The organism is Olleya sp. AS48 (assembly GCF_038900355.1).
Lineage (GTDB): Bacteria > Bacteroidota > Bacteroidia > Flavobacteriales > Flavobacteriaceae > Olleya.
In genome coordinates this window covers 58,916-83,849 of the sequence record NZ_JBBMRD010000014.1, presented here as the reverse complement: position 1 = coordinate 83,849, position 24,934 = coordinate 58,916, and the positions used below count along the sequence as shown (strand labels likewise).

The window sequence follows — 24,934 nt, the reverse complement described above, 5'->3', positions numbered from 1 at the left end:
GACATTTATGCTATTAATGAAATTAAAGCCTTATGTGATGTAGACCTAATTGTAACTGTAGAAAATGCAGAAACTGGAGAAAAACTAGCTAATGCTACAGTAGTACTACATGATGCTAAAGGATCAGTATTAGGGACACAAACAACCAATGCACAAGGTGTAGCAACATTTAATACAGACTGTGACTTAGATACTAGCTTAAAAGTAACTAAAGCAGAGTTTGAAGATAACGCAGTAACTGTTAATACAAAACGAGAAGACCGTCTTGCTGTTACAGTTGACCTAACACCAATCAAGAAAATTATTGTTGCAGACAAAGTGGTGTTAGACCCAATTTACTTTGAGTTTGACAAATCTAACATTACACCACAAGGAGCATTAGAGTTAGACAAACTAGTCTTAGTGATGAATAAATACCCAGAAATGGTAATCTATGCAACATCACATACAGATAGTAGAGGTCCTGCAGGTTATAACATGAGCTTATCTGATAGAAGAGCTAAATCTACAGTAGCTTACATCATATCTAAAGGTATTGATGCAAGCAGAATATCTGGAGATGGTAAGGGAGAATCAGAGCTATTATATGACTGTGGATCTAGTTGTACAGAAGAGCAACATCAATTTAACAGACGTTCTGAGTTTACAATCGTAAGCGGTGGACCTAAACAATAAACACTAGTTTAACAACCAATTAAAAACCAAAAAAAAGCCACATCTTTTATAGATGTGGCTTTTTTAATTTATAGCTGTTTTAAAGCACTCACTTTACCAAGAACAATATGGGTTTTCACTAAGTTGTGAATTGTAATATTTAATATCTCCAGTCACTTCATCCCCTAACCATTCCGGTTTAACAAAAGTTTCGTTTTCATGATTTAACTCAACTTCTGCAATGACCAACCCTTGGTTATCTGCATAAAACTCATCCACTTCAAACGTATGCTCATCTACTTTTACTTCGTAACGTGTTTTATCAATTACTCCTTTTTTGCAAAGTAATAATAATTGTTCTGCTTCTACTTTTGTGATTTCTTTCTCCCATTCAAACCTAGACAATCCACTGCTTGAGGATTCTCCTTTTATAGTTAAAAACCCTTGATTATCTTTAAGTCTTACCCTTACAGTTCTTTTTTTGTCAGTACTTAAAAAACCTTGCGTAATTTTGGTGTGTTTAAATGCTTCTGCTTTAAAGGCATTAGATTTGACTAAAAATTTACGTTCTATTTCTATCATTTTTTTAGGTAATTGTAAATCTTAAATTAAATTGAAATCAATAAAAGACATTTAATGTCTAAATTTACAAGATGCAAAACGATTTACCAATAAGAAAAATTATTCATGTGGATATGGACGCATTTTACGCGTCAGTAGCCCAAATGGATAATCCTGAACTTATAGGAAAAGCTATTGCTGTTGGAGGTGGCGGATCACGTGGTGTTATTAGTGCTGCCAGCTATGAAGCAAGAAAATTTGGAGTCAAAAGTGCCATGTCTGGTAGATTGGCAATAAAATTATGTCCTCATCTAATTTTTGTTAAAACAGATTTTGAACGCTATAAAGAAATCTCTAATAAAATTAGAAAAATTTTTTACGATTATACCGATTTGGTAGAGCCTTTATCCTTGGACGAAGCCTATTTAGATGTTACCCAAAACAAAAAAGGTAATCCTAGCGCATCTATGTTAGCAGAAGAGATTAGATCTAGAATTTTTAATGAAGTTGGCTTAACTGCTTCAGCTGGAATTAGCATTAATAAATTTGTTGCTAAAGTCGCTAGTGATTACAACAAACCTAATGGACAAAAAGTTGTAAATCCTGAAGAGGTTTTAGCTTTTTTAGAAGCTTTAGACATTAGAAAATTTTATGGCATTGGTAAGGTTACTGCCGAGAAAATGTACCAAAAGGGAATTTATAACGGTAAGGATTTAAAATCTAAATCAATTGAGTTTTTAGAATCTAACTTTGGCAAGTCAGGAAAATCGTATTACTACATTGTTAGAGGTATACATAACAGCGAAGTAAAACCAAACAGAATTAGAAAAAGTTTAGCTGCTGAGCGTACGTTTACTGAAAACTTATCCTCAGAAGTCTTTATGCTTGAAAAACTAAAGCTTATTGCTGACGAAGTTGCTAAAAGATTAGCTAATAGCAAAGTTGCAGGAAAAACTATTACGTTAAAAATTAAATACAGTGATTTTACGCTACAAACACGCAGTAAAACATTACCTTATTTTATTGCTGATGCTGCTATAATTTTGGATACTGCAAAGGATTTGCTATATCAAGAAAAAATGAATAATTCTGTGCGTTTACTTGGCATCTCATTATCCAATCTAAATACTTTAAATAAACCTAAAAAGATAGAGTTGGATAAAACCATTAGTGTCCAATTGAGTTTTAAATTCTAGGCTACAGATACAATACGCTCCATTGGAATAATTGTAGACGTTTTTAATATTACATAGTCTTCTGTTACTCCCCAAATTGTGGTGTTTACTCTTTTTAATCCTTCGTTGTCTGCAAACAAAATATGTACTTTCTCGTGCTCTATATTACCCAATACCATTGCTCTTGTTAAAGTCTGACAGCGTTCTACTTTTTCTTTTTTCGAGGATAATAATTCTTCTTTAGGGAATTTTAAAAATTTTATTTGCTCTTTTTCTATTGTTTGTATCGCTAGGTTGTTCATTTTATATACTATTAATCGTTTATTACTTTAAATTACATAATCATTACTTAACTGACTAATTTAATTGCTATTTTGATTAATATTTAACATAGTTTGTAAGTGTTTTAAAACAAAAAACCAGTTATATCTCTATAACTGGTTTTAATATATTGTTTTGTTCTTGGCTATGCGTTAGCGATAGAAACGACATCCTTTTTTGTGTGCGCTTATGCACAAAAAAGATATAGTGGATAGCGCGACCCTTGTGGTAACGCCCAAACTATCTTTATCTTATTACAAAGTGGGTAGTTTAAAAACTACAGCTTGTAATTTCTGTCACTCTTAGGGTATTTACCATTCCTTTTTCTTGAATTGGCATGGCTGCTAAGCTTATTAACATGTCTCCTACTTCTAAAAACCCTTTTTTACATGCAATAGCGTTTACGTCTTCTATGGTCTCGTCTGTGCTAACAAACTTGTCGTAATAAAACGCTGTTACTCCCCAAAGTAAATTTAACTGCGTTAATATACGCTTGTTTGAGGTAAATACTAATATATGTGATTTTGGTCTCCATGCTGATATCTGAAACGCTGTGTATCCACTATTGGTTAATGTTGATATTGCTTTTGCGTCAATATCATTAGCCATGTGTGCTGCGTGATAACATATGGATTTTGTAATATATCTGTTGGTACGTATGTGTGGTGGTGATTGTGGTACCTTTATTAGCTCAGAGTTTTCTACACTTTTGATAATGTTAGACATTTGTCTGATAACTTGCACAGGGAATTGTCCTACACTTGTCTCTCCTGATAGCATTACTGCATCTGCACCATCCATTACACTGTTTGCAACGTCATTAACTTCTGCTCGTGTTGGTGTTAAACTAGTAATCATAGTTTCCATCATTTGTGTTGCTATAATTACTGGTATTCTGGCACGTTTTGCACGTAGTACTAGTTGTTTTTGAACTAATGGTACTTCTTCTGCAGGAATCTCTACTCCAAGATCACCACGTGCTACCATTAATCCGTCACAATAGGCTACAATTTTGTCTATGTTTTCTACTGCTTCTGGTTTTTCGATTTTTGCAATAATCGGAATTTTATGATCGCTATGTTTTTTTATTAGTTCTTGTAATTGCATTAAATCCTCTGCATGACGCACAAATGATAAGGCCATCCAATCGACTCCTAACTTACATGCAAAAATAGCGTCTTCGACGTCTTTTTCTGTTAAAGCTGGCTGAGAGATATTTGTATTAGGAAGGTTAACTCCTTTTTTAGATTTTAATGGTCCACCTTGAATTACCTTGGCTTTTACTTCTGATTTTTTATCTGTTGATAGTACTTCAAAAATTAATTTTCCGTCATCTAAAAGGATACGTTCTCCTGGTTTTGCATCCTGCGGAAAACGGTCATAAGTCATGTATACACGATCTTTGGTCCCTTCAAAACGTTTACCTGTTGCAAAAACAATCTCGTCTCCTGGATTTACAATTACCTCTCCCTTCATCACTCCTACACGAAGTTTTGGTCCTTGCAAGTCTCCTAATATGGAAGCATTATAACCAAACTCGTCGTTTAGCTCTCGTATCATTTTTACACGTTCTTCAACGTCTTTATAATCTGCGTGAGAGAAGTTGATTCTAAATACATTAGCACCTTCGTCTAACATACCTTTTAATACCTCTTTGCTGCTAGTTGCTGGTCCTAAAGTTGCAACGATCTTAGTTTTTTTTCTTATTGGCATTAGTTGAATATTAAATTGTCCTTGGATTTTAAAGCATCTGTGTCTATACTGTAAGCAGTCACTACTTGTGGAATCCTTAGAATGTTATTTAAAATAATTTTTTCTTTATTATGGAATTCGGTTTCTATTTTAAGAAGATAATTTACTTTTTTAAATTCTGGTAACAAATAAAAATTAGTTGCACCTGTTGAGTCTTCTCCAAATAACGAATTTGATTGTTGCTGTAAATTATTATGCTGTACCTTACATGTATTGGCTACTAGGTGGTATGTGGTAAGTTGTTTTTCGTCAAACCACTCAAACAATGCATAACTGGAATTTAAACTTGGATTGGTTAGGTCGTCTAACCGTCTTCTAAGTTTAATATCTAATGTTTGATTTATTAAAAAAGCTAATCTATAGTCTTCTATTACGCAATGAATACCTATTAATGCGTAATGCTCTTCTTCTAAAAAATCATCTAAGGAGAGTTTCCGAACAGCCATTTTAATATAAAATTAATTGTAAATATAGCATTTAAACGCTTATTATAATTCAATTTTACTTAAACTTAACAACAAAAAACCACGAAAACGTTTTAGTTAAACCTAAATTATTAAGAATTTAAGAATAGTACTTTTATTATATAAAGCCAGCTTTAGTAATTTGACTTTGAAGTGCAAAAAAGGCGCGTTTGGATGCTTTTTCTTCAGCTTTCTTTTTTGAAGTTGCTCTAGCCTTAGCTACTATTTTTGAGTCAATAGATAATTTTACAGAGAAGTGTTTAATATTGTCATTACCAGTGTCTTCATAAACATTGTAGTCAAATACCTTTTTTTCTTTTTGACACCACTCTATCAATAAACTTTTATAGCTTATGACTTTACCTTCTAGTTTTTCGATATCAACATAAGGATCTATAACCCGTTTTTGAATAAACTTATCACAGTTTTTGTAACCTTTGTCAAGATATATTGCACCTATTAACGCTTCAAATAGGTTACCATGTATATTATCTCCAAATTGACCTTTAGGTATTTTACTTTCTACAAGATCTATAAGTCCTAAATCTTTACCAAGTTCATTTAAATGTTCTCGACTAACTACTTTTGATCGCATTTTAGTTAGATAACCTTCATCACCTCCAGGGACTTCCATGTATAAATGATGCGCAATCACAGCACTAAGCATAGCGTCGCCTAAAAACTCTAAACGTTCATAATTAATTATGTGTCCTTTTTCGTCTTTAATATTCATGGAACGATGCGTAAAGGCTGTTTGATAAAACTTTAAAGTTTTTGGTTTAAACTTTAGTATTTTAGATATTGCCACAAAAAAATTCCCATCGTCATTTGATTGGGAATTAAATATGTTACGAATGCGTTTCATTCAATAAAACTAGTCTAGTTTTTTAAATAACACACAAGCATTGTGTCCTCCAAAACCAAAAGTATTGCTCATAGCAACATTAATCTCTCTTTTTTGAGGTGCATTAAGTGTTAAATTTAAATCTGGATCAATATTTTCGTCTATGGTAGTATGATTTATTGTTGGTGGCACAATACCATGTTCCATTGCTAATATAGCAGCAATAGACTCAATAGCACCTGCAGCACCTAATAAATGCCCAGTCATAGACTTGGTAGAATTGATATTAATATTTTTTGCGTGATCACCAAAAACTTCTTTAATAGCTTTTAACTCGGCAACATCACCTAAAGGTGTAGATGTACCATGCGTATTAATGTGATCAACGTCTTCTGGTTTTAAACCAGCATTTTCTAAACAGTTTTTCATTACTGCAATTACTCCAATTCCGTCTGGATGTGGTGCAGTCATGTGGTAAGCGTCAGAGGACATTCCGCCTCCTAAAACTTCTGCGTAGATTTTGGCTCCTCTTGCTTTAGCGTGCTCATATTCTTCTAGAATAATTGCACCTGCTCCTTCACCTAAAACAAATCCATCACGAGTGGCATCAAAAGGTCTTGATGCTGTTTCTGGACTTTCATTTCTGGTTGATAAAGCATGCATTGCATTAAATCCTCCCATTCCAGCAATTGTAACTGCTGCTTCACTACCTCCTGTAACAATAACATCACAATGTCCTAAACGTATATAGTTTAAGGCATCTATCATTGCGTTTGCGGAAGATGCACATGCAGATACAGTTGTGTAATTAGGACCCATAAAACCATTTTTTATAGAAATGTTTCCTGGAGCAATGTCTGCAATCATCTTAGGGATGAAAAAAGGATTAAATCTTGGAGTACCATCACCTTCGGCAAAATTTAACACCTCATTTTGAAATGTTTCTAATCCACCAATTCCGGCTCCCCAAATTACACCTACTCTTAATTTATTTATGGTCTCTAAGTCTAGTTTAGAGTCCGCAATAGCCTCATCAGATGCGACCATTGCGTACTGCGTAAACCTGTCCATTTTGCGGGCTTCTTTTCTATCTAGAAAATCAGTTGCCACGAAATTTTTTAACTCGCAAGCAAAGTTTGTCTTGAACTTTTCAGTATCAAAATATGTTATAGGTGCAGCACCACTTTTACCACTAATAAGACCAGACCAATACTCGTCCTTAGTGTTTCCAATTGGCGTTAACGCTCCTAATCCTGTAACTACTACTCGCTTAAGTTCCATAAATATTGTGCTTATTTAGCAGCTTCAATATAAGATACAGCTTGACCTACTGTAGCAATGTTTTCTGCTTGGTCATCTGGAATCTGGATATCGAATTCTTTTTCAAATTCCATGATTAATTCTACAGTGTCTAATGAATCTGCTCCTAAGTCGTTTGTGAAGCTAGCTTCAGTTACAACTTCGTTTTCATCAACACCTAATTTGTCTACGATAATCGCTTTTACTCTTGATGCAATGTCTGACATAATTTTAATTTTTTTAGTTTTAATTAAGAGGCAAAAATAAAAAACTTTATTTTAAAACACACGTTTACTTTAAAAATGTGCTACGAATTTAATTATTTAAATCGAAGAATTTCGATTTTAGCCCATAATTGTTAATAATTATTGCTTTTTTTGTTTGAAGAATTTAACATTGAAAATAGAAAATGAAACGTGTAGTAATTTTTGCGTCCGGAAGCGGATCTAATGCTGAAAATTTAATAAGGTTTTTTCAAAATAGAGACAATGCGTCTGTTATTCAGGTATTAACTAACAATCCTCATGCCAAAGTTTTAGATCGCTGTAAAAAATTGAAAGTTAGCGCTTTATCTTTCAACAAAACAGCCTTTACAGAGACAGATGATGTATTAAATATTCTTAAATCTAATACACCTGATTTAATTATTTTAGCTGGTTTTTTATGGAAATTTCCAGAAAAAATCCTAAAAAACTTTCCAAATAAAGTCATCAATGTACATCCAGCTTTATTACCAAAATTTGGTGGAAAAGGCATGTATGGAATGCATGTGCATCAAGCTGTAATTAATAATAAAGAAACAGAAACAGGTGTCACAATTCATTACGTAAACGAGAATTATGACGAAGGTGCGATCATATTTCAATCAAAATGTGAGGTTTTAGCTTCAGACACTGCACAAGATGTTGCAGACAAGATTCATGAATTAGAGATGAAACATTTTCCGGAAGTGGTTGATCAACTATTAAAAAAATAAGATTTCCGTTTACACGGAAATACTAAAATGAGTAAAAAGAAGAAAAAATATTATACCGTTTGGCAAGGACACCATAATGGCGTTTTTGAAACTTGGAATGATTGTAAAGCACAAATTAAAGACTATCCAGGTGCGCAATATAAGTCCTTTGCTACTTTTGACGCTGCCAAAGAAGCCTTGAAAGGTAACTACTTTGACTATATTGGAAAAAAAGAAGATTTTAAAAGTGAGTTAAGCCATGAACAGCTTAAAAAAATTGGACGTCCAAATTATAATTCTATCTCTGTGGATGCAGCTTCTTCTGGTAATCCAGGTATAATGGAATATAGAGGTGTAGATACCAAAACCAAGAAACAATTATTTAAACAAGGACCATTTGAGCAAGGCACAAACAATCTAGGTGAGTTTTTGGCTTTAGTACATGGTTTAAGTTTTTTAAAAAAACATAATAGCGACCGTATTATATATACAGACTCCAAAACAGCTATGAGTTGGGTACGCAAAAAAACGTGTAATAGTAAGCTTGAGCGTAACGCAAAAAATAAACCTGTTTATGATTTGGTAGATCGTGCTGTAGCGTGGCTAAAAGCAAACGATTATAAAACTACTATTGTTAAATGGGAAACTAAAGCTTGGGGAGAAATACCTGCGGATTTTGGAAGGAAGTAATAACAAAAGTTCAAACCAACGCATACACCAAAGTCTTTTTATTTTTTTTCATTTTAATTTGTTTTAATTTAAAGCAAACATCCATGATTTACAACCTCAAAAAAAATAAAGATTAGTGAAGTGTTGTTTGATACAAGTGAATTGTTAAGAATTACAAAACTAATGTTAAAGACTTCATTTTATTCCGAAAGGAAATTAAAAAAAATGCGACTAAAAAACCTATATTTGCACTTTAATTTAAATAGCTTTTATGAGCAAGTTAGTAATAGTAGGTACAGTAGCATTTGACGCAATAGAAACTCCTTTTGGTAAAACCGATAAAATTCTTGGTGGAGCAGCAACCTATATAGGGTTATCTGCAGCAAATTTTGATGTAGATCAAGCAGCAGTGTCTGTTGTTGGTGGAGATTTTCCTCAGGAATATTTAGATCTTTTAACAGATAGAAAAGTAAATATCGAAGGTATCGAAATTGTAAAAGATGGTAAAACATTTTTTTGGAGTGGAAAATATCACAACGACATGAACTCTCGTGATACTTTAGCAACTGAATTAAACGTATTAGAGCATTTTAACCCTGTAGTACCACAAAATTATCGTGATGCGGAGATTGTAATGTTAGGTAATTTACACCCTTTAGTACAACAAGGTGTTTTAGACCAAATGACTAAAAAGCCAAAATTAGCTATTTTAGATACTATGAATTTCTGGATGGACATCGCATTAGACGATTTACTTGCAGTGATTAAAAATGTAGATGTAATTACTATTAATGATGAAGAAGCAAGACAATTAACTGGAGAATACAGTTTAGTTGTTGCTGCTAGAAAGATTCATGAAATGGGACCAAAATATGTAGTTATCAAAAAAGGAGAGCATGGTGCTTTACTTTTCCATGATGACCATATGTTTTATGCACCTGCTTTACCATTGGAAGAAGTATTTGATCCAACTGGAGCAGGAGACACTTTTGCTGGTGGATTTGCTGGTTATTTAGCAAGTACAGGAGATATTAGTTTTGAAAACATGAAAAACGCAGTAATCTACGGATCTACTTTAGCCTCTTTTTGTGTCGAAAAATTTGGAACTGAGCGCATGATTGACCTTAAAAAAGACGAGGTCAACAACCGACTAAAAGAATTTAAAAAATTAACACATTTCGATATCGAATTAAAATAAAAAAAACGCGCTCGTAATTATGAGCGCGTTTTTTATTTTTATCATTTTAATAAACAACTCACAACACAACAACAATGAGTGATGCTTTAAAACATGAGTGCGGAATTGCACTGATAAGATTACGTAAACCTTTAGAATTTTATAAAGAAAAATATGGAAGTGCTTTTTATGGTGTAAATAAAATGTACTTAATGATGGAAAAGCAACACAATCGTGGTCAAGATGGTGCTGGTTTTGCAAGTATTAAAATGGACACGCTTCCAGGAGAACGTTACATTAGTCGTGTACGCTCCATAGCACAACAACCTATTCAGGATATTTTTGCACAAATTAACGAACGTGTAAATAAAGAGTTAGCACAACATCCAGAATACCAAGATAGCGTTGCGCTTCAAAAAAAACACATACCTTATATTGGTGAGTTACTATTAGGACACGTGCGTTATGGTACGTTTGGTAAAAACAGTGTGGAAAGTGTCCATCCTTTTTTAAGACAAAATAACTGGATGCATCGTAACCTGATTTTGGCAGGTAACTTTAATATGACTAATGTTAAAGAGCTGTTTAAAAACCTAGTGGACCTTGGACAACATCCAAAAGAATATACAGACACCATTACTATAATGGAAAAAATAGGTCACTTTTTAGATGATGCAGTAAGTAAAATCTATAAAGACCTAAAAAAAGAAGGTTATGGTAAACACGAATGCTCACCTTTAATTGCCGAACGTTTAAAAATTGCCAAAATATTAAGACGTGCTGCTAAAAATTGGGATGGTGGTTATGCTATGGCTGGTTTAATTGGACATGGAGATGCTTTTGTACTTCGTGATCCAGCAGGTATACGTCCTGTATATTACTATACAGATGACGAGATAGTTGTTGTTGCTTCAGAACGTCCTGTGATACAAACAGTTTTTAATGTCGAGTTTGAGGATGTTAAAGAGCTAACTCCAGGTCATGCTTTAATCTCTAAAAAATCTGGTGCAGTTTCGATAAAAAAAATATTAGAACCCTTAGAGCGTAAATCTTGTAGTTTTGAGCGCATTTACTTTTCTAGAGGAAGTGATGCCGAAATCTATCAAGAGCGTAAAATGCTTGGACGTTTATTAATGCCACAAGTTTTAAAGGCGATTAATAATGATACAAAAAATAGTGTTTTCTCTTATATTCCTAATACTGCTGAAACTTCATTTTATGGAATGATTGAAACAGTCGAGGAGCATTTAAATGAGAAAAAAACCAAAGCTATTTTAGACGGAAATGGACAATTATCTGCAGATCAGGTAACATCTATATTAAAAGAAAGACCACGTATAGAAAAAATAGCAATAAAGGATGTTAAGCTTAGAACCTTTATTACAGAAGATAGTAGTCGTGACGACTTAGTTGCTCACGTTTACGATGTAACCTATGGTGTTATAAAACCTACGGATAACCTTGTAATTATTGACGATAGTATTGTACGAGGTACCACTTTAAAAAAGAGTATTATTAAAATGATGGACCGATTACATCCTAAAAAGATTGTTATCGTATCGTCTGCACCACAAATACGTTTTCCTGATTGTTATGGTATTGACATGGCTAATCTAGAAACATTGGTAGCTTTTAATGCTGCATTAGCGCTACTTAAAGAAAACGGAAAATACGATTTAGTAGAAGAAGTATATCACAGATGCAAAGCACAAGAAGACCTAGCAGATAAAGATGTTAAGAATTTTGTAAACGAAATTTATGACCAATTTACAACAGAACAAATTTCGGCTAAGATCTCTCAACTTTTAACTGATGAGTCCGTTAATGCTGAAGTTGAAATCATTTTTCAGCCAGTTGCTAATTTACATAAAGCAATACCTGATCATTTAGGAGATTGGTATTTTACAGGAAACTATCCAACAGTTGGAGGTAACCGAGTAGTTAACAGAGCTTTTATTAATTTTTACGAAGGAAATAAAGAACGTGCTTACTAATTACAAGAAGTACAAATTTTCTCACGACATACTCATTTAAGCGAATATTTTTACGTTTTAACTATATTTTATAATATATCAAATTAAATGTCGTTATATTTGAGCTTACCATAACATAAGTAGGTTAAGTTCATGGTAGATTTGGGGCAAAAAAGGAGAACTCTCGTTCTCCTTTTTTATTTGCCAAAATTTTAAAAAATACACAGTTTACAGCATAAAAAAAAGCAGATTCAAATATGAATCTGCTTTTTTAATATTATAACGTTTCAAAGCTTATTTAGCTTCTGCATAACGTCTTTCTACTTCGTTCCAGTTAATAACATTAAAAAATGCATCGATATAATCTGGTCTTCTGTTTTGGTAGTTTAAATAGTAAGCATGCTCCCAAACGTCTAATCCTAAGATTGGTGTTCCTTCGCAAGTTACTCCTGGCATTAATGGGTTATCTTGGTTTGGTGTAGAACACACTTCAACCTTACCTCCTTTATGCACACATAACCAAGCCCAACCTGATCCAAATTGAGTTGCTGCTGCGTTACTAAAAGCATCTTTAAATGCATCAAAGCTTCCGTAAGCTGCCTCAATAGCATCTTTTAATTCTCCAGATAAACGTCCTTTACCTTCTGGATTCATAACTTCCCAAAATAATGAGTGATTGTAAAAACCTCCTCCATTATTTCTTACAGCCATATTATTCATATCTAAATTAGTAAGAATATCTTCAATAGATTTTCCTTCTAAGTCAGTTCCTTCAATAGCTCCATTTAGTTTAGTTGTGTAACCATTGTGGTGCTTTGTGTGATGTATTTCCATTGTACGTGCATCGATATTTGGTTCTAATGCATCATACGCATATTTTAATTTTGGTAATTCAAAAGCCATAATTGTATGTTTTTAAGTGTTAATATTCAATATAATCAAAATTAAACATTAAAGCCTTCAATTGAAAATATTTAAGCAATGGATTAAATGTATTTAATAATATTTTAACATCGCCATTTAATTATCAAAGAATGTTTTAAAATAAATTTAGGAACCATAATATTGTTATTATCTTGTCTAAAATTTAAAATTACAATGTCTACAAAAACACCTTTTAAAGTTTATGACGCCTCTGCTGGTAGCGGAAAAACCTTTGCTTTAGTTAAGGAGTATTTAAAACTATTGTTTACCAGAAAACATAATGACGGTTTTAAACAAATATTAGCCATAACCTTTACAAATAAGGCTGTAGGCGAGATGAAAATTAGAATTTTAGACACATTAAAATCGTTTTCTGATCCAGAAATTATCACTAAACCAAATGGGATGTTTGAGGCTATCACTACTGAGTTAGACCTTAAACCTACTGATGTCCATTTAAAATCAATTGCTTTATTAAACACCATAATGCATAATTATGCTGCTTTTGACATTTCTACCATAGACGGTTTTAACCATAGATTAATCAGGACTTTTGCACATGATTTAAAAATTCCGATAAATTTTGAGGTCGAGCTTGATACACCATCGCTACTTAATCAAGCAGTGGATAGTCTTATAGCTAAAGCAGGAACTGATGTGGCACTTACTAAAGTTTTAATTGATTTTGCTTTAGAAAAAGCTGATGATGATAAAAGTTGGGACGTTTCTAGAGATTTTAATACTATTGCCAAACTATTAATTAACGACAATGACTTACCACATTTAGACAGTATTAAACATAAAACGCTAGAGGATTTTAAATCCTTAAAAGCGCAATTAATTAAAAAAATAAAATATCAAGAAACATTAATTAAGCAAACAGCCAACCAATTATTAGAGGTTTTTAAAACCAATGGTCTGGATGCCAAAAGTTTTTCTAGAGGAACGTTATATAACCATTTTGTAAAAGTTTCTAATTTTGAATTTTACAAATTATATGATAATAAATTAGCCGATAATATTGCTGAAGGTAACGTTTACACAAAGACTTTAGATTCCGCGAAAGCGCAATTAATTGATCAACTTTTACCACAGATAGATAAAGCATATCACTTAATTAAAGAAAATGTTATTAGCTTAAAATTTATAAAAGCTGTGTACAAAAATGTAACACCTTTATCCGTTTTAAATGCTATAAACAAAGAGTTAACTACGATTAAGGAAGATGAAAATAAATTATTGATTTCCGAGTTTAATACGCTTATTAGTAAAGAAATTAAAAACCAACCAACGCCTTTTATTTATGAACGTTTAGGTGAAAAATTTAGACATTATTTTATCGACGAGTTTCAGGATACATCACAAATGCAATGGGAAAACTTAGTGCCTTTAATAGAAAACACACTAACAGGACAAAACTTAAAAGGTGAGCAAGGAACAGCCATGTTGGTAGGTGATGCTAAACAGGCTATTTATAGGTGGCGAGGTGGAAAAGCAGAACAATTTTTAGGACTAACTAAAACCGACAACCCGTTTCCTATTGACAAAGAAGTTGTTAGGTTAGAGTATAATTACAGAAGTTTTAAAAAGGTTATTACGTTTAATAATACGTTTTTTGAGTTTTTGGCTAACACTAGTTTTAGTAGTAACGACTATTCTGATTTGTATAAAAAAGCAAATCAAATTCCGGTGTTAAATCAAGAAGGCTTTGTTAATATTCAGTTTTTAGATTTACAAAAAGAAGACGATATTAACGAGTTGTTTCCAGAAACAGTTTTTGACACCATAAACCAATGCTTAACAAAGGGATACAATCTTAAAGATATTTGCATATTAGTAAGAAAGAAAAAAGAAGGTGTGGCTATTGCCGAATTTTTAAGCGAAAAAGGAGTTAAAATCACCTCTTCCGAAACCATGTTGATAAACAACTCTGAAGAGGTCAAACTAGTTATTAATATCTTTAAACTACTAATAAACCCAAATCACTTAGAGGTTAGAATTAAAGTGTTGGATTATTTAGCAAATACTAATGCAATACAAGATAAACATGCTTATTTTAAAACCAACTTGGAGTTGCCACTTCCCGAGTTTTTTAAAGGCTTTGAGCAATTCTCAATACATTGTAATCCAACCGAATTAGTAGAATTATCCTTATTTGATTTAACTGAAGATATTGTCAGAAGTTTTAAAATGACGGAAACGTCAAATGCCTATATACAGTACTTTTTAGACACCGTTTTAGAGTTTTCTCAAAAGCAAATATCCGATTTACCAAGTTTTGTAGATTATTACGAATCTAAAAAGGACAGTTTAAATATTGTCTCTCCTAGCAATCAAAATGCGGTTCAGATAATGACAATCCATAAATCTAAAGGATTAGAGTTTCCGGTGGTTATCTTTCCGTATGCACATTTAGATATATATAAAGAAGTGGAGCCCAAAGAATGGTTTCCGTTAGACCAAGAACAATTTAGTGGTTTTTCTAAAACGCTACTCAATTTTAATAAGGACTTTGAGGAATATGGCACAACTGGCGAAACCATTTACAATCAACATAGAGCAGAACAAGAATTAGATAATATTAACCTATTATATGTAGCATTAACTAGACCTATAGAGCAACTCTATATTATATCTAAAAAAGAAAAATCAGTAAAAGGAATAGTGACACATAATACGTATTCTGGATTACTAACAAATTACTTAATAGACAAGGGTCTATGGAGTGACTCACAATTAGAGTATACCTTTGGAAAAGCTAATCGCGAATCGCAACTAGAAGACAAGTTAGAAAACACCCAAGAAACAGAATTGTTTATTAGCGTTTCTAAACAAGATCATAATATTAAAATTATTACTAAATCAGGTTATCTATGGGATACAGAACAAGAAAATGCTATTGAAAAAGGAAACCTGATACACGATATAATGTCAGAAATAAACACAATAGTAGATGTTGAGCCTGTTATTTTAAACTATACTCAAACAGGAACTATTAATAAGGAACAAGCATTAATTTTAAACAATACAATTACTAACATTATTAATACACCAGAGTTAATTCCTTATTTTACTGATAATTATACCATATATAACGAAAGAGATATTATTACAAAATCAGGCAAAATAATTAGACCAGACCGACTAGCAATAAAAGATAACGAAGCTATTATTATAGATTACAAAACAGGATTATCTAATCCTAAGTACCAACAACAACTAGAGGAATATTCTGATACTTTAAAGGAGATGAACTATATGGTAAAGAAAAAAATATTAATCTATGTAAACGATACAATCAAAATAGTAACGTATTAAATTAAAGAATAGATTTAACTAAGCAATTAACACGATAACATTATTAAATTTGTAAAAAAATACAATTATGTACAGTAAAATAAAAGAACACTTACAAAACGAAATACAAGACATTAAAGACAACGGTCTTTTTAAAGAAGAACGTATTATAACATCTGCTCAAGGTGCCGAAATAACTTTAAACACAGGCGAAACTGTTTTAAATTTTTGTGCAAATAACTATTTAGGATTATCCTCTCACCCAGAAGTTATTAAAGCAGCTCAAGACACGATGGATACGCATGGTTTTGGTATGTCATCTGTTAGATTTATTTGTGGTACACAAGACATACATAAAACTTTGGAACACAAAATAGCAGAATTTTATGGTACAGAAGACACCATATTATATGCAGCAGCTTTTGATGCAAATGGTGGTGTATTTGAACCTTTATTAGGTAAAGAAGATGCGATTATATCAGACTCGTTAAATCATGCCTCAATTATTGATGGTGTAAGGTTATGTAAAGCTGCGCGCTACCGTTACCAAAACAACGACATGGCAGATTTAGAAAAGCAACTTATTGATGCTAACGCAAATGGCGCACGTTTTAAAATAATTGTGACTGATGGTGTATTCTCTATGGATGGATTAGTAGCACCTCTAGATAAAATATGTGACTTAGCAGATAAATATGACGCTATGGTAATGATAGACGAGTGTCACTCGGCTGGATTTATTGGAGAAACAGGACGTGGTACTCTAGAAGAAAAAGGCGTTATGGACAGAGTAGACATTATAACAGGAACTTTAGGTAAAGCACTTGGAGGCGCAATGGGTGGCTACACTACTGGTAAAAAAGAAATTATAGAACTATTACGTCAACGCTCAAGACCCTATTTATTTTCAAACTCATTAGCACCAGCTATTGTAGGCGCTTCAATAAAAGTGTTTGATATGTTAGCCAATGACAACTCATTACGTAATAAACTAGAAGAAAATACCAAATTTTTCAAAAAAGAAATGAAAGCTGCAGGATTTGATATTATTGATGGTGACTCAGCAATTGTACCTGTAATGTTGTACGATGCTAAACTATCTCAAACCATGGCAAATATGTTATTAAAAGAAGGTATCTATGTAATAGGATTTTTCTTCCCTGTAGTACCAAAAGACAAAGCTAGAATTAGAGTGCAGTTATCTGCAGCGCACACTAAGGAACAACTAGAAAAAGCAGTTAGTGCTTTTATTAAAGTTGGTAAAGTATTGGAAATTATTTAGAAACAATCTATAATACTGATATAAAAGCAACAAATAATCAATATTTTTATATATTTGTCTTTGTTAATAATATATAACAACTTATTTTTGCTTTTAATTAACACTTAAAAATTAAATTTTTGAATATGAAAAATCTTAGCAGATTATTGTTCACAATGTTACTACTTTCTAGTTTAGGTAACGTTATGGCACAAGACCAAAACAACCCATGGGCTATTAACTTCGGTGTAAACGCAGTAGATGTTTTTCCTGTAGGTGAAAACGCTCCACAAGGAGATTATTTCCAAGAATTCTTTAACGCTAACGATCACTGGAGTATTTTACCATCTTTATCTACAATTTCTGTATCTAAGTATGTTGGTGACAACTTCTCTATCCAAGCTGGAGGTTCTATAAACAGAATTAACAAATGGGGACAAGATAGTACTAACCCTAGTTTACGTGTTAATGATTTAGCATACTACGCTATTGATGGTAACGTAAGATACCACTTAGGTGAAGTATTAGGTTCAAAAAGATTAGATCCAGCTATTGGAGTTGGAGGTGGTTACACTTGGATTGAAGAAGGTGCTTATAACACTTACTCTACAAAAGCAGGTTCTAACAACGCAGTTGGAGCAGGAACAGTTAATGCTTCTTTAGGATTAACTTACTGGTTTTCTGATAATATTGGTTTATTTGTTGAGTCTAAATACAAGCACTCATTTGAAGACTATTTAACTAAGCATTTCCAACATTCAGCTGGTTTAGCAGTTAAATTTGGTGGAACTGATACTGATGGTGACGGAATATATGACAAAGATGATGCTTGTCCTGATACTTTTGGATTAGAAGCATTTAACGGTTGTCCAGATTCTGATGGTGATGGAATCGAAGATTCTAAAGATACTTGTCCAAACGAAGCTGGTTTAGCTGAGTTTAACGGATGTCCTGATTCTGATGGTGACGGAGTATCTGATAATAACGATGATTGTCCACAAGTAAAAGGATTAAAATCTTTAAAAGGTTGTCCAGATGCTGATGGTGATGGTGTTGCTGATGCTAAAGATAAATGTCCAAACGAAGCAGGTCCTGCTGCAAACGAAGGATGTCCTTGGCCAGATACTGATGGTGACGGTGTATTAGACAAAGTTGATAACTGTCCTAAAGAAGTAGGAACAGTAGCTAACAATGGTTGTCCAGAAGCTGTTATCCCAACTCAAGTTGTATTAGATAAATTAAATAGCTATGCTAAAACTATCTTATTTGACACTGGAAAATCTAGCTTCAGAAAAGAAACTTTCTCTGTATTACAGTCTATTACTGCAATCTTAAAAGAATACCCAGACGCTAACTTTACAATTGAAGGTCACACAGATAGCGTTGGAAGCAAAACTTCTAACCAAACATTATCTGATTCTAGAGCTAACGCTGTAATGGCTTACTTAATCGAAAACGGAATTAACTCTGAAAGATTAAACGCTTACGGATTTGGTGAAGACTATCCAATTGACAGCAACAAAACAAAAGCTGGAAGATTTAACAACAGACGTGTAGAAGTTAAACTTAGAAAATAAGTTATAACCAAACACTAATAAGTTTTATAGAAAAACGCTTCGGTATTCCGAAGCGTTTTTTATTTTTATATAATGACAAGTTTTATACAAGATGTAATTGACGACTTAGTAACTAAGGAAGTAAACTTTAGCGAACTTGTCTTTATATTACCCAGCAGAAGAGCAGGTGTTTTTTTAAGACGCACGTTAAGCTTAACTTTAAATCAGACTATTTTTGCTCCAAAGATTATTAGTATAGAATCCTTTGTAGAAGAATTATCAGATTTAAAAACGACAACAAACACAGAGCTGCTTTTTGAGTTCTATAACGTATATATTATACTAACTCCAGAAAAAGAAAGAGAGTCATTTGATACCTTTTCTAAATGGGCACAAATTATACTTCAAGATTTTAATGAGATTGATCGCTATCTAATTCCGCAAAAAAAAATATTTGACTACCTAAAAGCTATTAAAAACCTAGAACATTGGTCACTACAAGAAGATCAAACTGAACTGGTCAGTAGCTATTTAAAATTCTGGAATAAGTTAAACGATTATTATAACGCCTTTACTACATCTTTAATTTCTAAAAATAAAGGTTATCAAGGCTTACTTTATAGAGAAGCCTTTAATAACAGTAATGCATACATATCTAACACAGACAAACACCATGTGTTTTTAGGGTTTAATGCTTTAAATGAAGCAGAAGAAAAAATAATACAACAACTACTACATAATAAATTAGCAACCATTTATTGGGACACTGACAAGCAATTTATGAATAATAAAATTCATGACGCTGGATTGTTTTTAAGACAACACAAAAACAAATGGAGCTATTTTAATGATCATGATTTTAACTGGATCAACGACCATTACTCATCTAAAAAAAACATTAATATTTTTGGTGTACCAAAAAATATAGGTCAAGCAAAAGCAATAGGAACAATACTACAGGATTTAAGTAAAAACGATGCCAGTTTAAAAAATACAGCTGTAGTTTTAGGTGACGAAAACTTATTAATTCCCGTATTAAATTCCGTACCAGAATCCGTTTCGACGTTAAATATAACCATGGGATTTCCTTTAAAAACCATCCCATTAGCTTCTTTATTTGAACATATTTTCACTTTACATAAAAAGCATGCTAATCCGTTTTATTACAAGGATGTTATAAGTATAATTTCTCATCAATACATACAACCATTATTTAAAAACGATAACGCTATTAATGTTATAGAGCTTATCAATAAAAACAATTTAGTTTATCTAACAGAAGCTCAAATATCAGCCTTAGCTCAAGACAATAAAGCGTTAGTGTCACTATTGTTTAGCAATTGGAATAACGACGCTAAAACAGCTCTAAACAACTGTTTTAAACTTATTAATATAATTAAAGAACATCTCACAGAAAATAAAGATAAAAATCAATTAGGATTAGAATATCTATTCAGATTTAATATCTTATTTAATGAGATTTTACGACTAAATGAAAACTACAACCACATAAAAGATATAAAAGGTTTATATAATATTTATAAAGAGTTACTAAGCTCTGAAACATTAGATTTTCAAGGAGAACCTTTACAAGGTTTACAAATCATGGGAATGTTAGAATCTAGAGTTTTAGACTTTGAAACTATAATTATATCTAATGTTAATGAAGGTATTTTACCTTCAGGAAAAACGAATAACTCCTTTATTCCTTTTGATGTAAAATTAGAAAACAAACTACCAACTTATAAAGAAAAAGACGCAGTATACACCTACCACTTTTATCACTTATTACAGCGTGCAAAAAATGTTTATATATTATATAACACAGAAATTGATACGCTAATTGGAGGAGAGAAAAGTAGATTTATCAATCAATTAGAATTAGAAGGTACACATCAGGTCACTCATAAAATACTAACGCCAAAAGTACCTAACCATAATAAACAACTAATAACAGTTAGTAAAACCGAAAGTGTTATTTCGCAAATTAAAAATATTGCTAACAGAGGATTTTCTCCTTCATCATTAACCAGTTATGTTAGAAACCCAATTGATTTTTACTATCAAAAGTTACTAGGCATTTCTAATCTAGAAGAAGTAGAAGAAACCATTGCTGCCAATACACTAGGAACCGTTGTACACAATACACTTGAAAGCCTATACACTCCTTTTATTGGACAAACAATAACTGTTGACAACGTAAAATCTTTAATACCAAAAATAGATACTCTTATCACCTCGTTTTTTAAAGAAGAATACAAGGAAGGTGATATGACAAAGGGTAAAAACCTTATTGTTTTTGAAATTGCTAAACGCTATGTTTTAAATTTTTTAAACTTAGAAATTGAAGCATTAAAAAAAGGAGATTCCATAAAAATTATTGCATTAGAAGCTAAGGTCGAAAACGTAAAACTAAATATAGACACATTACCTTTTACAATACAATTAAGAGGTACAGTTGATAGAATAGACCATTGTAATGGTGTTGTTAGAATAATAGATTACAAAACAGGAAAAGTAGACCAAAGTAAAGTGTCAGTTATTAATTGGGATGACTTATTAACGGACTATAATAAGTACAGCAAATCTTTTCAGGTTTTGATGTATGTCTATATGCTTTTAAAGGATAAAAAAATAAATTTACCTGTAGAAGCAGGTATTATTTCGTTTAAAAATTTAAGTGCAGGTTTTATTCCCTTCATAAAAAAAGAAAGCAGTCACGACAGGAATAAGGATACATTAATCACTCAGGACACTTTAAATGAATTTGAAATTCAGCTTAAAAATTTAATCATAGAAATCTTTAATACAGATCAAGATTTTATAGAAAAAGAGCTATAAATGAAGATAAAAAATCAAATATTAACACGTATTAATCAAAAACCAATTGTTTATGATACGTTTTATAATGATAACAAAAAGCAAAAACCTTTAGTGATTTTTTGTCATGGCTACAAAGGTTTTAAAGATTGGGGAACGTGGGATTTAGTAGCAAATAACTTTGCTAAACAAAATTTATTTTTTGTAAAATTCAACTTTTCGCATAATGGAGGAACTGTAAATCAACCTATAGATTTTCCGGATTTAGACGCTTTCGCGGAAAACAACTACACTAAAGAATTACAAGATTTAGACGATATACTAAATCATTTTACGTCAGACCAAAGTATATACAAAAATAATATTGACACTAATAATATCACTTTAATTGGACATTCTAGAGGTGGTGGAATTTCAATAATTAAAGCTAGCGAAGACCACAGAATTACAAAGTTAATAACTTGGGCTAGTGTTTGTGCTTTTGGCAAACGCACCTCCACAACAGGAGATTTAGAACAATGGAAAAAAGATGGTGTTAAATACGTTTTAAACAGTCGGACAAAACAAAATATGCCTCATAATTTTCAGTTTTACTTAGATTACATAAATAATAAAGACCGATTGGATATAGAAAATTGCTGTAAACGATTAACTATTCCTCATTTAATAATTCATGGTACTAAAGATCCTTCGATAAGCTTTGAAGAAGCAAAATTGCTAAAACTTTGGAGCCCTAAAAACACCTTAATTGCACTACCAGAAACCAATCATGTATTTAATGCTAAACATCCTTGGACTGAAAATTATCTACCAGAAGCATTGGAAGTTGTCACCAAAAAAAGCATAGCTTTTATAAATTAAGCAATTTTTAAATTAGTATTATCATAAATACAACGCTCTATTTTTTTAAACAAAAGCTCTTTATTAATCGGTTTTGTCATGTAATCATTCATACCAATGTTTAAAACACGTTGTTTAGTTTCCTGCATAACATCTGCGGTTACTGCTATAATTGGTATTGATTGTATTTTGGGTCCACAAATACCACTTCTAATATGTTGCGTAGCCTCGTAACCGTCCATAATAGGCATTTGCAAATCCATCAAAATTAAGTCAAAACTAGCGTTTGTTAATAGTTTTAAAGCCTCTTCACCATTGTTAGCAATAACCATTGTAAACTTGTTATCTGTACTAAGTAGTTTTTTAATAACCATTTGATTTAGCATATTATCCTCTACAACTAAAACATTTAAAGGAGCAGCATGACGTGTGCTTGGAATTGCTTTTTGATCGTTAAGGGTTGCTATTTTGACAACTTTTAAAGGCAAATCTATATACACAACAGTGCCTTTATCTAACTGACTCTCTACCGTTATTTCTCCATCAAATAAATCTACTAAACGGTTGACTATAGTTAATCCTAACCCGATACCACCAAATTTTCTTTTGTGGTTATTCCTCATTTGATTAAAACTGTCAAAAATATTTTTCTTGGTTTCTGGTGTCATACCAACGCCAGAGTCTGAGACTTGAAGTGAAAACCGATTAACATCATTAGGTTGCGGAAAACATTTTAATTTAAAACCAATACTACCTTCTGCTGTAAACTTAACAGCGTTACTTAAAACATTATTTATAATTTGCACAAAACGCTCTAAATCACTTTCAATAAAATCTGGTATATCTGCATCTATTTCAAAATGATAATTTAAGCCTTTACGCTGTGCTTCAAGTTTCCAATTATTACTAATTTCAGTAACTGCATTAAACGGATTAAAAACCTCGTTGACCAATTTTAATTCGTTTTTTTCAATCTTCTCAAAATCTAAAATATCATTAACATTACTAAGTAAACTAAGTGATGCATTTTTAATAATTTCGTAATTTTTATTACTTTCAGAATTACCATTATTTTTCAATTCGGTTTGTGCAATACCCATAATTGCGTTAATAGGTGTTCTTAATTCATGACTCATATTGGACATAAAAAAAGTCTTTAATTGACTTATTTCCTGAGACCTATTTAACGCTAATTCTTGCGACTCTTCCTTATCTTCCCTTAATTTTTTAAGCAAGTTAGTCATGGATAAAGACAAGAAAATAACCTCCATTCCTGATCCAAATTTAGAGCTATTTAAAGTAAAAAAATTATTAGGCAATAGACTTAAGTTATTCATTACAAAGCCTAATAAACCAATTATCAAAAAGAAAATTCCAATAGAAAAATAAAAATCAACACGTAGTTTTTTATAACGCATTGTAAAAATTGTAGCCAAGAGCAAAATAAGGCTTAGCAAGCCATTTAAATTAGATAATGGATAAACAAACTCCATTGTTTTTGGTGAAATAAATACCATGACAAATAAAACACCTAACACCACATATATAACATTATATACAATCTTAAAACTGCTTAAATATTGCGAAACTTTTAAAAAATACTCACAATATTTTAATAGAAAAAAATTAGAAAATAATGCTGCTATTAAAACCGCTTTACTATTTAAATAACCACCATTGGTTAGTAAAAATTCAAAAATAAAACCATCCAAAGCGCCTTGTAATAAAGCTATTGAAAACACATAACAGCCGTAATACAAAAATGTTTTTTCTTTTAAACTAGTATAAAAAAATAAGTATATAATCCCTGCCAAAAATAAAAGACCATAAAATAAGCCCAAAAACAATTGTTGCTTATAATTCATGATCCAAAACTCAGACTCTGTAAATAGGTTAAGTGGTAAGTTGATTGTTTCTCCATCACTGCCAAACTCCATATAAACATCCTGAACAGTGTTAGGTAATAAAACTAGTTTAAATACAGTAGATCTGTGTGCCACCTGTCTGGTTTCAAAGGGGATTTGATCACCACTTTTAAACGTTTGTATACTGTCTTGTGTAACAATAAACATATTAGCTTTATCTGTTACAGGTCTTGCAGTTTCTAGATAATAGGTCGTTTTATCATTAGACGTATTTTCTAATTTAAATTTTACCCAATAATTTTGAGAAGTAAATCCTAAACTTTGATTATCAGAGCTTAAATCTTGATATTCAAGGTTTTTTTCTAAAAGTATATCTTGTATACTTAAATCTTTATTCCCAACCGATGCATACTGACTATATTCATATAAATCTCCAGAACTAGTGATTGGGTTGTAGGTTGTATTTTGTGCAAATACAGAAAAGTTTATAAAACAGATTAGCAGGTATAAGTGTTTCATTATTTGGT

The 24,934-nt window shown here is 31.9% G+C and carries 20 protein-coding genes; 11 read left to right on the top strand and 9 right to left on the bottom strand.

Features of this window, described 5'->3' with window-relative positions:
- Nucleotides 1–675: OmpA family protein (locus WNY60_RS14795; RefSeq protein ID WP_342862849.1), on the top strand; the 675-nt coding region annotated here is incomplete at its 5' end.
- Nucleotides 676–768: 93 nt separating this feature from the next.
- Here WNY60_RS14795 and WNY60_RS14790 read toward each other — a convergent pair.
- A complete protein-coding gene (locus WNY60_RS14790) occupies nt 769–1,236 on the bottom strand; it encodes a CYTH domain-containing protein (protein ID WP_342862848.1) in 468 nt (155 codons plus the stop codon).
- A 71-nt stretch (nt 1,237–1,307) separates the two neighbouring features.
- Between WNY60_RS14790 and dinB the strand changes: the two genes are divergently transcribed.
- A complete protein-coding gene (gene dinB / locus WNY60_RS14785) occupies nt 1,308–2,411 on the top strand; it encodes a DNA polymerase IV (protein ID WP_339807382.1) in 1,104 nt (367 codons plus the stop codon).
- Here dinB and WNY60_RS14780 read toward each other — a convergent pair.
- The 6 genes from WNY60_RS14780 to WNY60_RS14755 form a co-directional block, all read right to left on the bottom strand.
- On the bottom strand, nt 2,408–2,692 hold the full coding sequence (locus tag WNY60_RS14780; RefSeq protein ID WP_292948460.1) for a hypothetical protein: 285 nt from the start codon (nt 2,690–2,692) through the stop codon (nt 2,408–2,410). The genes dinB and WNY60_RS14780 overlap by 4 nt on opposite strands.
- A gap of 289 nt (nt 2,693–2,981) precedes the next feature.
- A complete protein-coding gene (gene pyk, locus WNY60_RS14775; protein ID WP_342862847.1) occupies nt 2,982–4,424 on the bottom strand; it encodes a pyruvate kinase in 1,443 nt (480 codons plus the stop codon).
- Nucleotides 4,424–4,909, bottom strand: coding sequence for an IPExxxVDY family protein (locus WNY60_RS14770; RefSeq protein ID WP_145005355.1), 486 nt, complete (start codon nt 4,907–4,909; stop codon nt 4,424–4,426). The genes pyk and WNY60_RS14770 overlap by 1 nt, the downstream gene beginning before the upstream one ends.
- Nucleotides 4,910–5,045: 136 nt before the next feature.
- Entirely contained in the window at nt 5,046–5,792 is a 747-nt protein-coding gene (rnc, locus tag WNY60_RS14765; RefSeq protein WP_145005352.1) for a ribonuclease III, read from the bottom strand.
- Between the two features lie 9 nt (nt 5,793–5,801).
- Nucleotides 5,802–7,052, bottom strand: coding sequence for a beta-ketoacyl-ACP synthase II (fabF, locus tag WNY60_RS14760; RefSeq protein WP_145005349.1), 1,251 nt, complete (start codon nt 7,050–7,052; stop codon nt 5,802–5,804).
- Nucleotides 7,053–7,063: 11 nt separating this feature from the next.
- Nucleotides 7,064–7,297 (bottom strand): acyl carrier protein, encoded by a 234-nt coding sequence (locus WNY60_RS14755; RefSeq protein ID WP_013869581.1) that lies wholly within the window; start codon nt 7,295–7,297, stop codon nt 7,064–7,066.
- 182 nt (nt 7,298–7,479) lie between these two features.
- Between WNY60_RS14755 and purN the strand changes: the two genes are divergently transcribed.
- The 4 genes from purN to WNY60_RS14735 all read left to right on the top strand — a co-directional run bounded on the left by purN (nt 7,480) and on the right by WNY60_RS14735 (nt 11,865).
- On the top strand, nt 7,480–8,046 hold the full coding sequence (gene purN / locus WNY60_RS14750; protein ID WP_342862846.1) for a phosphoribosylglycinamide formyltransferase: 567 nt from the start codon (nt 7,480–7,482) through the stop codon (nt 8,044–8,046).
- A 27-nt stretch (nt 8,047–8,073) separates the two neighbouring features.
- Nucleotides 8,074–8,715 carry a ribonuclease H family protein gene (locus WNY60_RS14745; RefSeq protein ID WP_342862845.1) on the top strand — a complete coding sequence of 214 codons (642 nt, stop codon included), beginning with the start codon at nt 8,074–8,076 and terminating at the stop codon, nt 8,713–8,715.
- A gap of 250 nt (nt 8,716–8,965) precedes the next feature.
- Nucleotides 8,966–9,892, top strand: a complete 927-nt coding sequence (locus WNY60_RS14740; RefSeq protein WP_145005340.1) for a PfkB family carbohydrate kinase — start codon at nt 8,966–8,968, stop codon at nt 9,890–9,892.
- A gap of 74 nt (nt 9,893–9,966) precedes the next feature.
- Nucleotides 9,967–11,865: an amidophosphoribosyltransferase gene (locus tag WNY60_RS14735; RefSeq protein WP_145005337.1), complete on the top strand. Its 1,899-nt coding sequence runs from the start codon at nt 9,967–9,969 to the stop codon at nt 11,863–11,865.
- Between the two features lie 273 nt (nt 11,866–12,138).
- On the opposite strand, the gene WNY60_RS14730 is transcribed toward WNY60_RS14735, so the two are convergent.
- A complete protein-coding gene (locus tag WNY60_RS14730) occupies nt 12,139–12,747 on the bottom strand; it encodes a superoxide dismutase (protein ID WP_145005334.1) in 609 nt (202 codons plus the stop codon).
- 195 nt (nt 12,748–12,942) lie between these two features.
- Between WNY60_RS14730 and WNY60_RS14725 the strand changes: the two genes are divergently transcribed.
- The 5 genes from WNY60_RS14725 to WNY60_RS14705 all read left to right on the top strand — a co-directional run bounded on the left by WNY60_RS14725 (nt 12,943) and on the right by WNY60_RS14705 (nt 22,563).
- Nucleotides 12,943–16,086: a UvrD-helicase domain-containing protein gene (locus WNY60_RS14725; protein WP_342862844.1), complete on the top strand. Its 3,144-nt coding sequence runs from the start codon at nt 12,943–12,945 to the stop codon at nt 16,084–16,086.
- 67 nt (nt 16,087–16,153) lie between these two features.
- Nucleotides 16,154–17,347, top strand: coding sequence for a glycine C-acetyltransferase (gene kbl / locus WNY60_RS14720; protein WP_145005328.1), 1,194 nt, complete (start codon nt 16,154–16,156; stop codon nt 17,345–17,347).
- A gap of 125 nt (nt 17,348–17,472) precedes the next feature.
- Nucleotides 17,473–18,903, top strand: coding sequence for an OmpA family protein (locus tag WNY60_RS14715; RefSeq protein WP_342862843.1), 1,431 nt, complete (start codon nt 17,473–17,475; stop codon nt 18,901–18,903).
- Nucleotides 18,904–18,975: 72 nt separating this feature from the next.
- Nucleotides 18,976–21,723 (top strand): PD-(D/E)XK nuclease family protein, encoded by a 2,748-nt coding sequence (locus WNY60_RS14710; protein ID WP_342862842.1) that lies wholly within the window; start codon nt 18,976–18,978, stop codon nt 21,721–21,723.
- Nucleotides 21,724–22,563, top strand: a complete 840-nt coding sequence (locus WNY60_RS14705) for an alpha/beta hydrolase (protein ID WP_342862841.1) — start codon at nt 21,724–21,726, stop codon at nt 22,561–22,563. It begins immediately after the preceding gene.
- Here WNY60_RS14705 and WNY60_RS14700 read toward each other — a convergent pair.
- Nucleotides 22,560–24,926 carry a 7TM diverse intracellular signaling domain-containing protein gene (locus WNY60_RS14700; protein WP_342862840.1) on the bottom strand — a complete coding sequence of 789 codons (2,367 nt, stop codon included), beginning with the start codon at nt 24,924–24,926 and terminating at the stop codon, nt 22,560–22,562. The two genes, WNY60_RS14705 and WNY60_RS14700, sit on opposite strands and share 4 nt — an antisense overlap.
- Nucleotides 24,927–24,934: the final 8 nt, after the last annotated feature.

Excerpts from the sequence above, each read along its gene's own strand:
- WNY60_RS14790 (WP_342862848.1), bottom strand. The coding sequence starts at position 1,236 with ATGATAGAAATAGAACGTAAATTTTTAGTCAAATCTAATGCCTTTAAA.
- WNY60_RS14755 (WP_013869581.1), bottom strand. The coding sequence starts at position 7,297 with ATGTCAGACATTGCATCAAGAGTAAAAGCGATTATCGTAGACAAATTA.
- WNY60_RS14780 (WP_292948460.1), bottom strand. The coding sequence starts at position 2,692 with ATGAACAACCTAGCGATACAAACAATAGAAAAAGAGCAAATAAAATTT.
- WNY60_RS14770 (WP_145005355.1), bottom strand. The coding sequence starts at position 4,909 with ATGGCTGTTCGGAAACTCTCCTTAGATGATTTTTTAGAAGAAGAGCAT.
- WNY60_RS14700 (WP_342862840.1), bottom strand. The coding sequence starts at position 24,926 with ATGAAACACTTATACCTGCTAATCTGTTTTATAAACTTTTCTGTATTT.
- WNY60_RS14740 (WP_145005340.1), top strand. The coding sequence starts at position 8,966 with ATGAGCAAGTTAGTAATAGTAGGTACAGTAGCATTTGACGCAATAGAA.
- WNY60_RS14710 (WP_342862842.1), top strand. The coding sequence starts at position 18,976 with ATGACAAGTTTTATACAAGATGTAATTGACGACTTAGTAACTAAGGAA.
- WNY60_RS14725 (WP_342862844.1), top strand. The coding sequence starts at position 12,943 with ATGTCTACAAAAACACCTTTTAAAGTTTATGACGCCTCTGCTGGTAGC.
- WNY60_RS14735 (WP_145005337.1), top strand. The coding sequence starts at position 9,967 with ATGAGTGATGCTTTAAAACATGAGTGCGGAATTGCACTGATAAGATTA.
- WNY60_RS14705 (WP_342862841.1), top strand. The coding sequence starts at position 21,724 with ATGAAGATAAAAAATCAAATATTAACACGTATTAATCAAAAACCAATT.
- WNY60_RS14715 (WP_342862843.1), top strand. The coding sequence starts at position 17,473 with ATGAAAAATCTTAGCAGATTATTGTTCACAATGTTACTACTTTCTAGT.
- fabF (WP_145005349.1), bottom strand. The coding sequence starts at position 7,052 with ATGGAACTTAAGCGAGTAGTAGTTACAGGATTAGGAGCGTTAACGCCA.
- dinB (WP_339807382.1), top strand. The coding sequence starts at position 1,308 with ATGCAAAACGATTTACCAATAAGAAAAATTATTCATGTGGATATGGAC.
- WNY60_RS14730 (WP_145005334.1), bottom strand. The coding sequence starts at position 12,747 with ATGGCTTTTGAATTACCAAAATTAAAATATGCGTATGATGCATTAGAA.
- pyk (WP_342862847.1), bottom strand. The coding sequence starts at position 4,424 with ATGCCAATAAGAAAAAAAACTAAGATCGTTGCAACTTTAGGACCAGCA.
- kbl (WP_145005328.1), top strand. The coding sequence starts at position 16,154 with ATGTACAGTAAAATAAAAGAACACTTACAAAACGAAATACAAGACATT.
- purN (WP_342862846.1), top strand. The coding sequence starts at position 7,480 with ATGAAACGTGTAGTAATTTTTGCGTCCGGAAGCGGATCTAATGCTGAA.
- rnc (WP_145005352.1), bottom strand. The coding sequence starts at position 5,792 with ATGAAACGCATTCGTAACATATTTAATTCCCAATCAAATGACGATGGG.
- WNY60_RS14745 (WP_342862845.1), top strand. The coding sequence starts at position 8,074 with ATGAGTAAAAAGAAGAAAAAATATTATACCGTTTGGCAAGGACACCAT.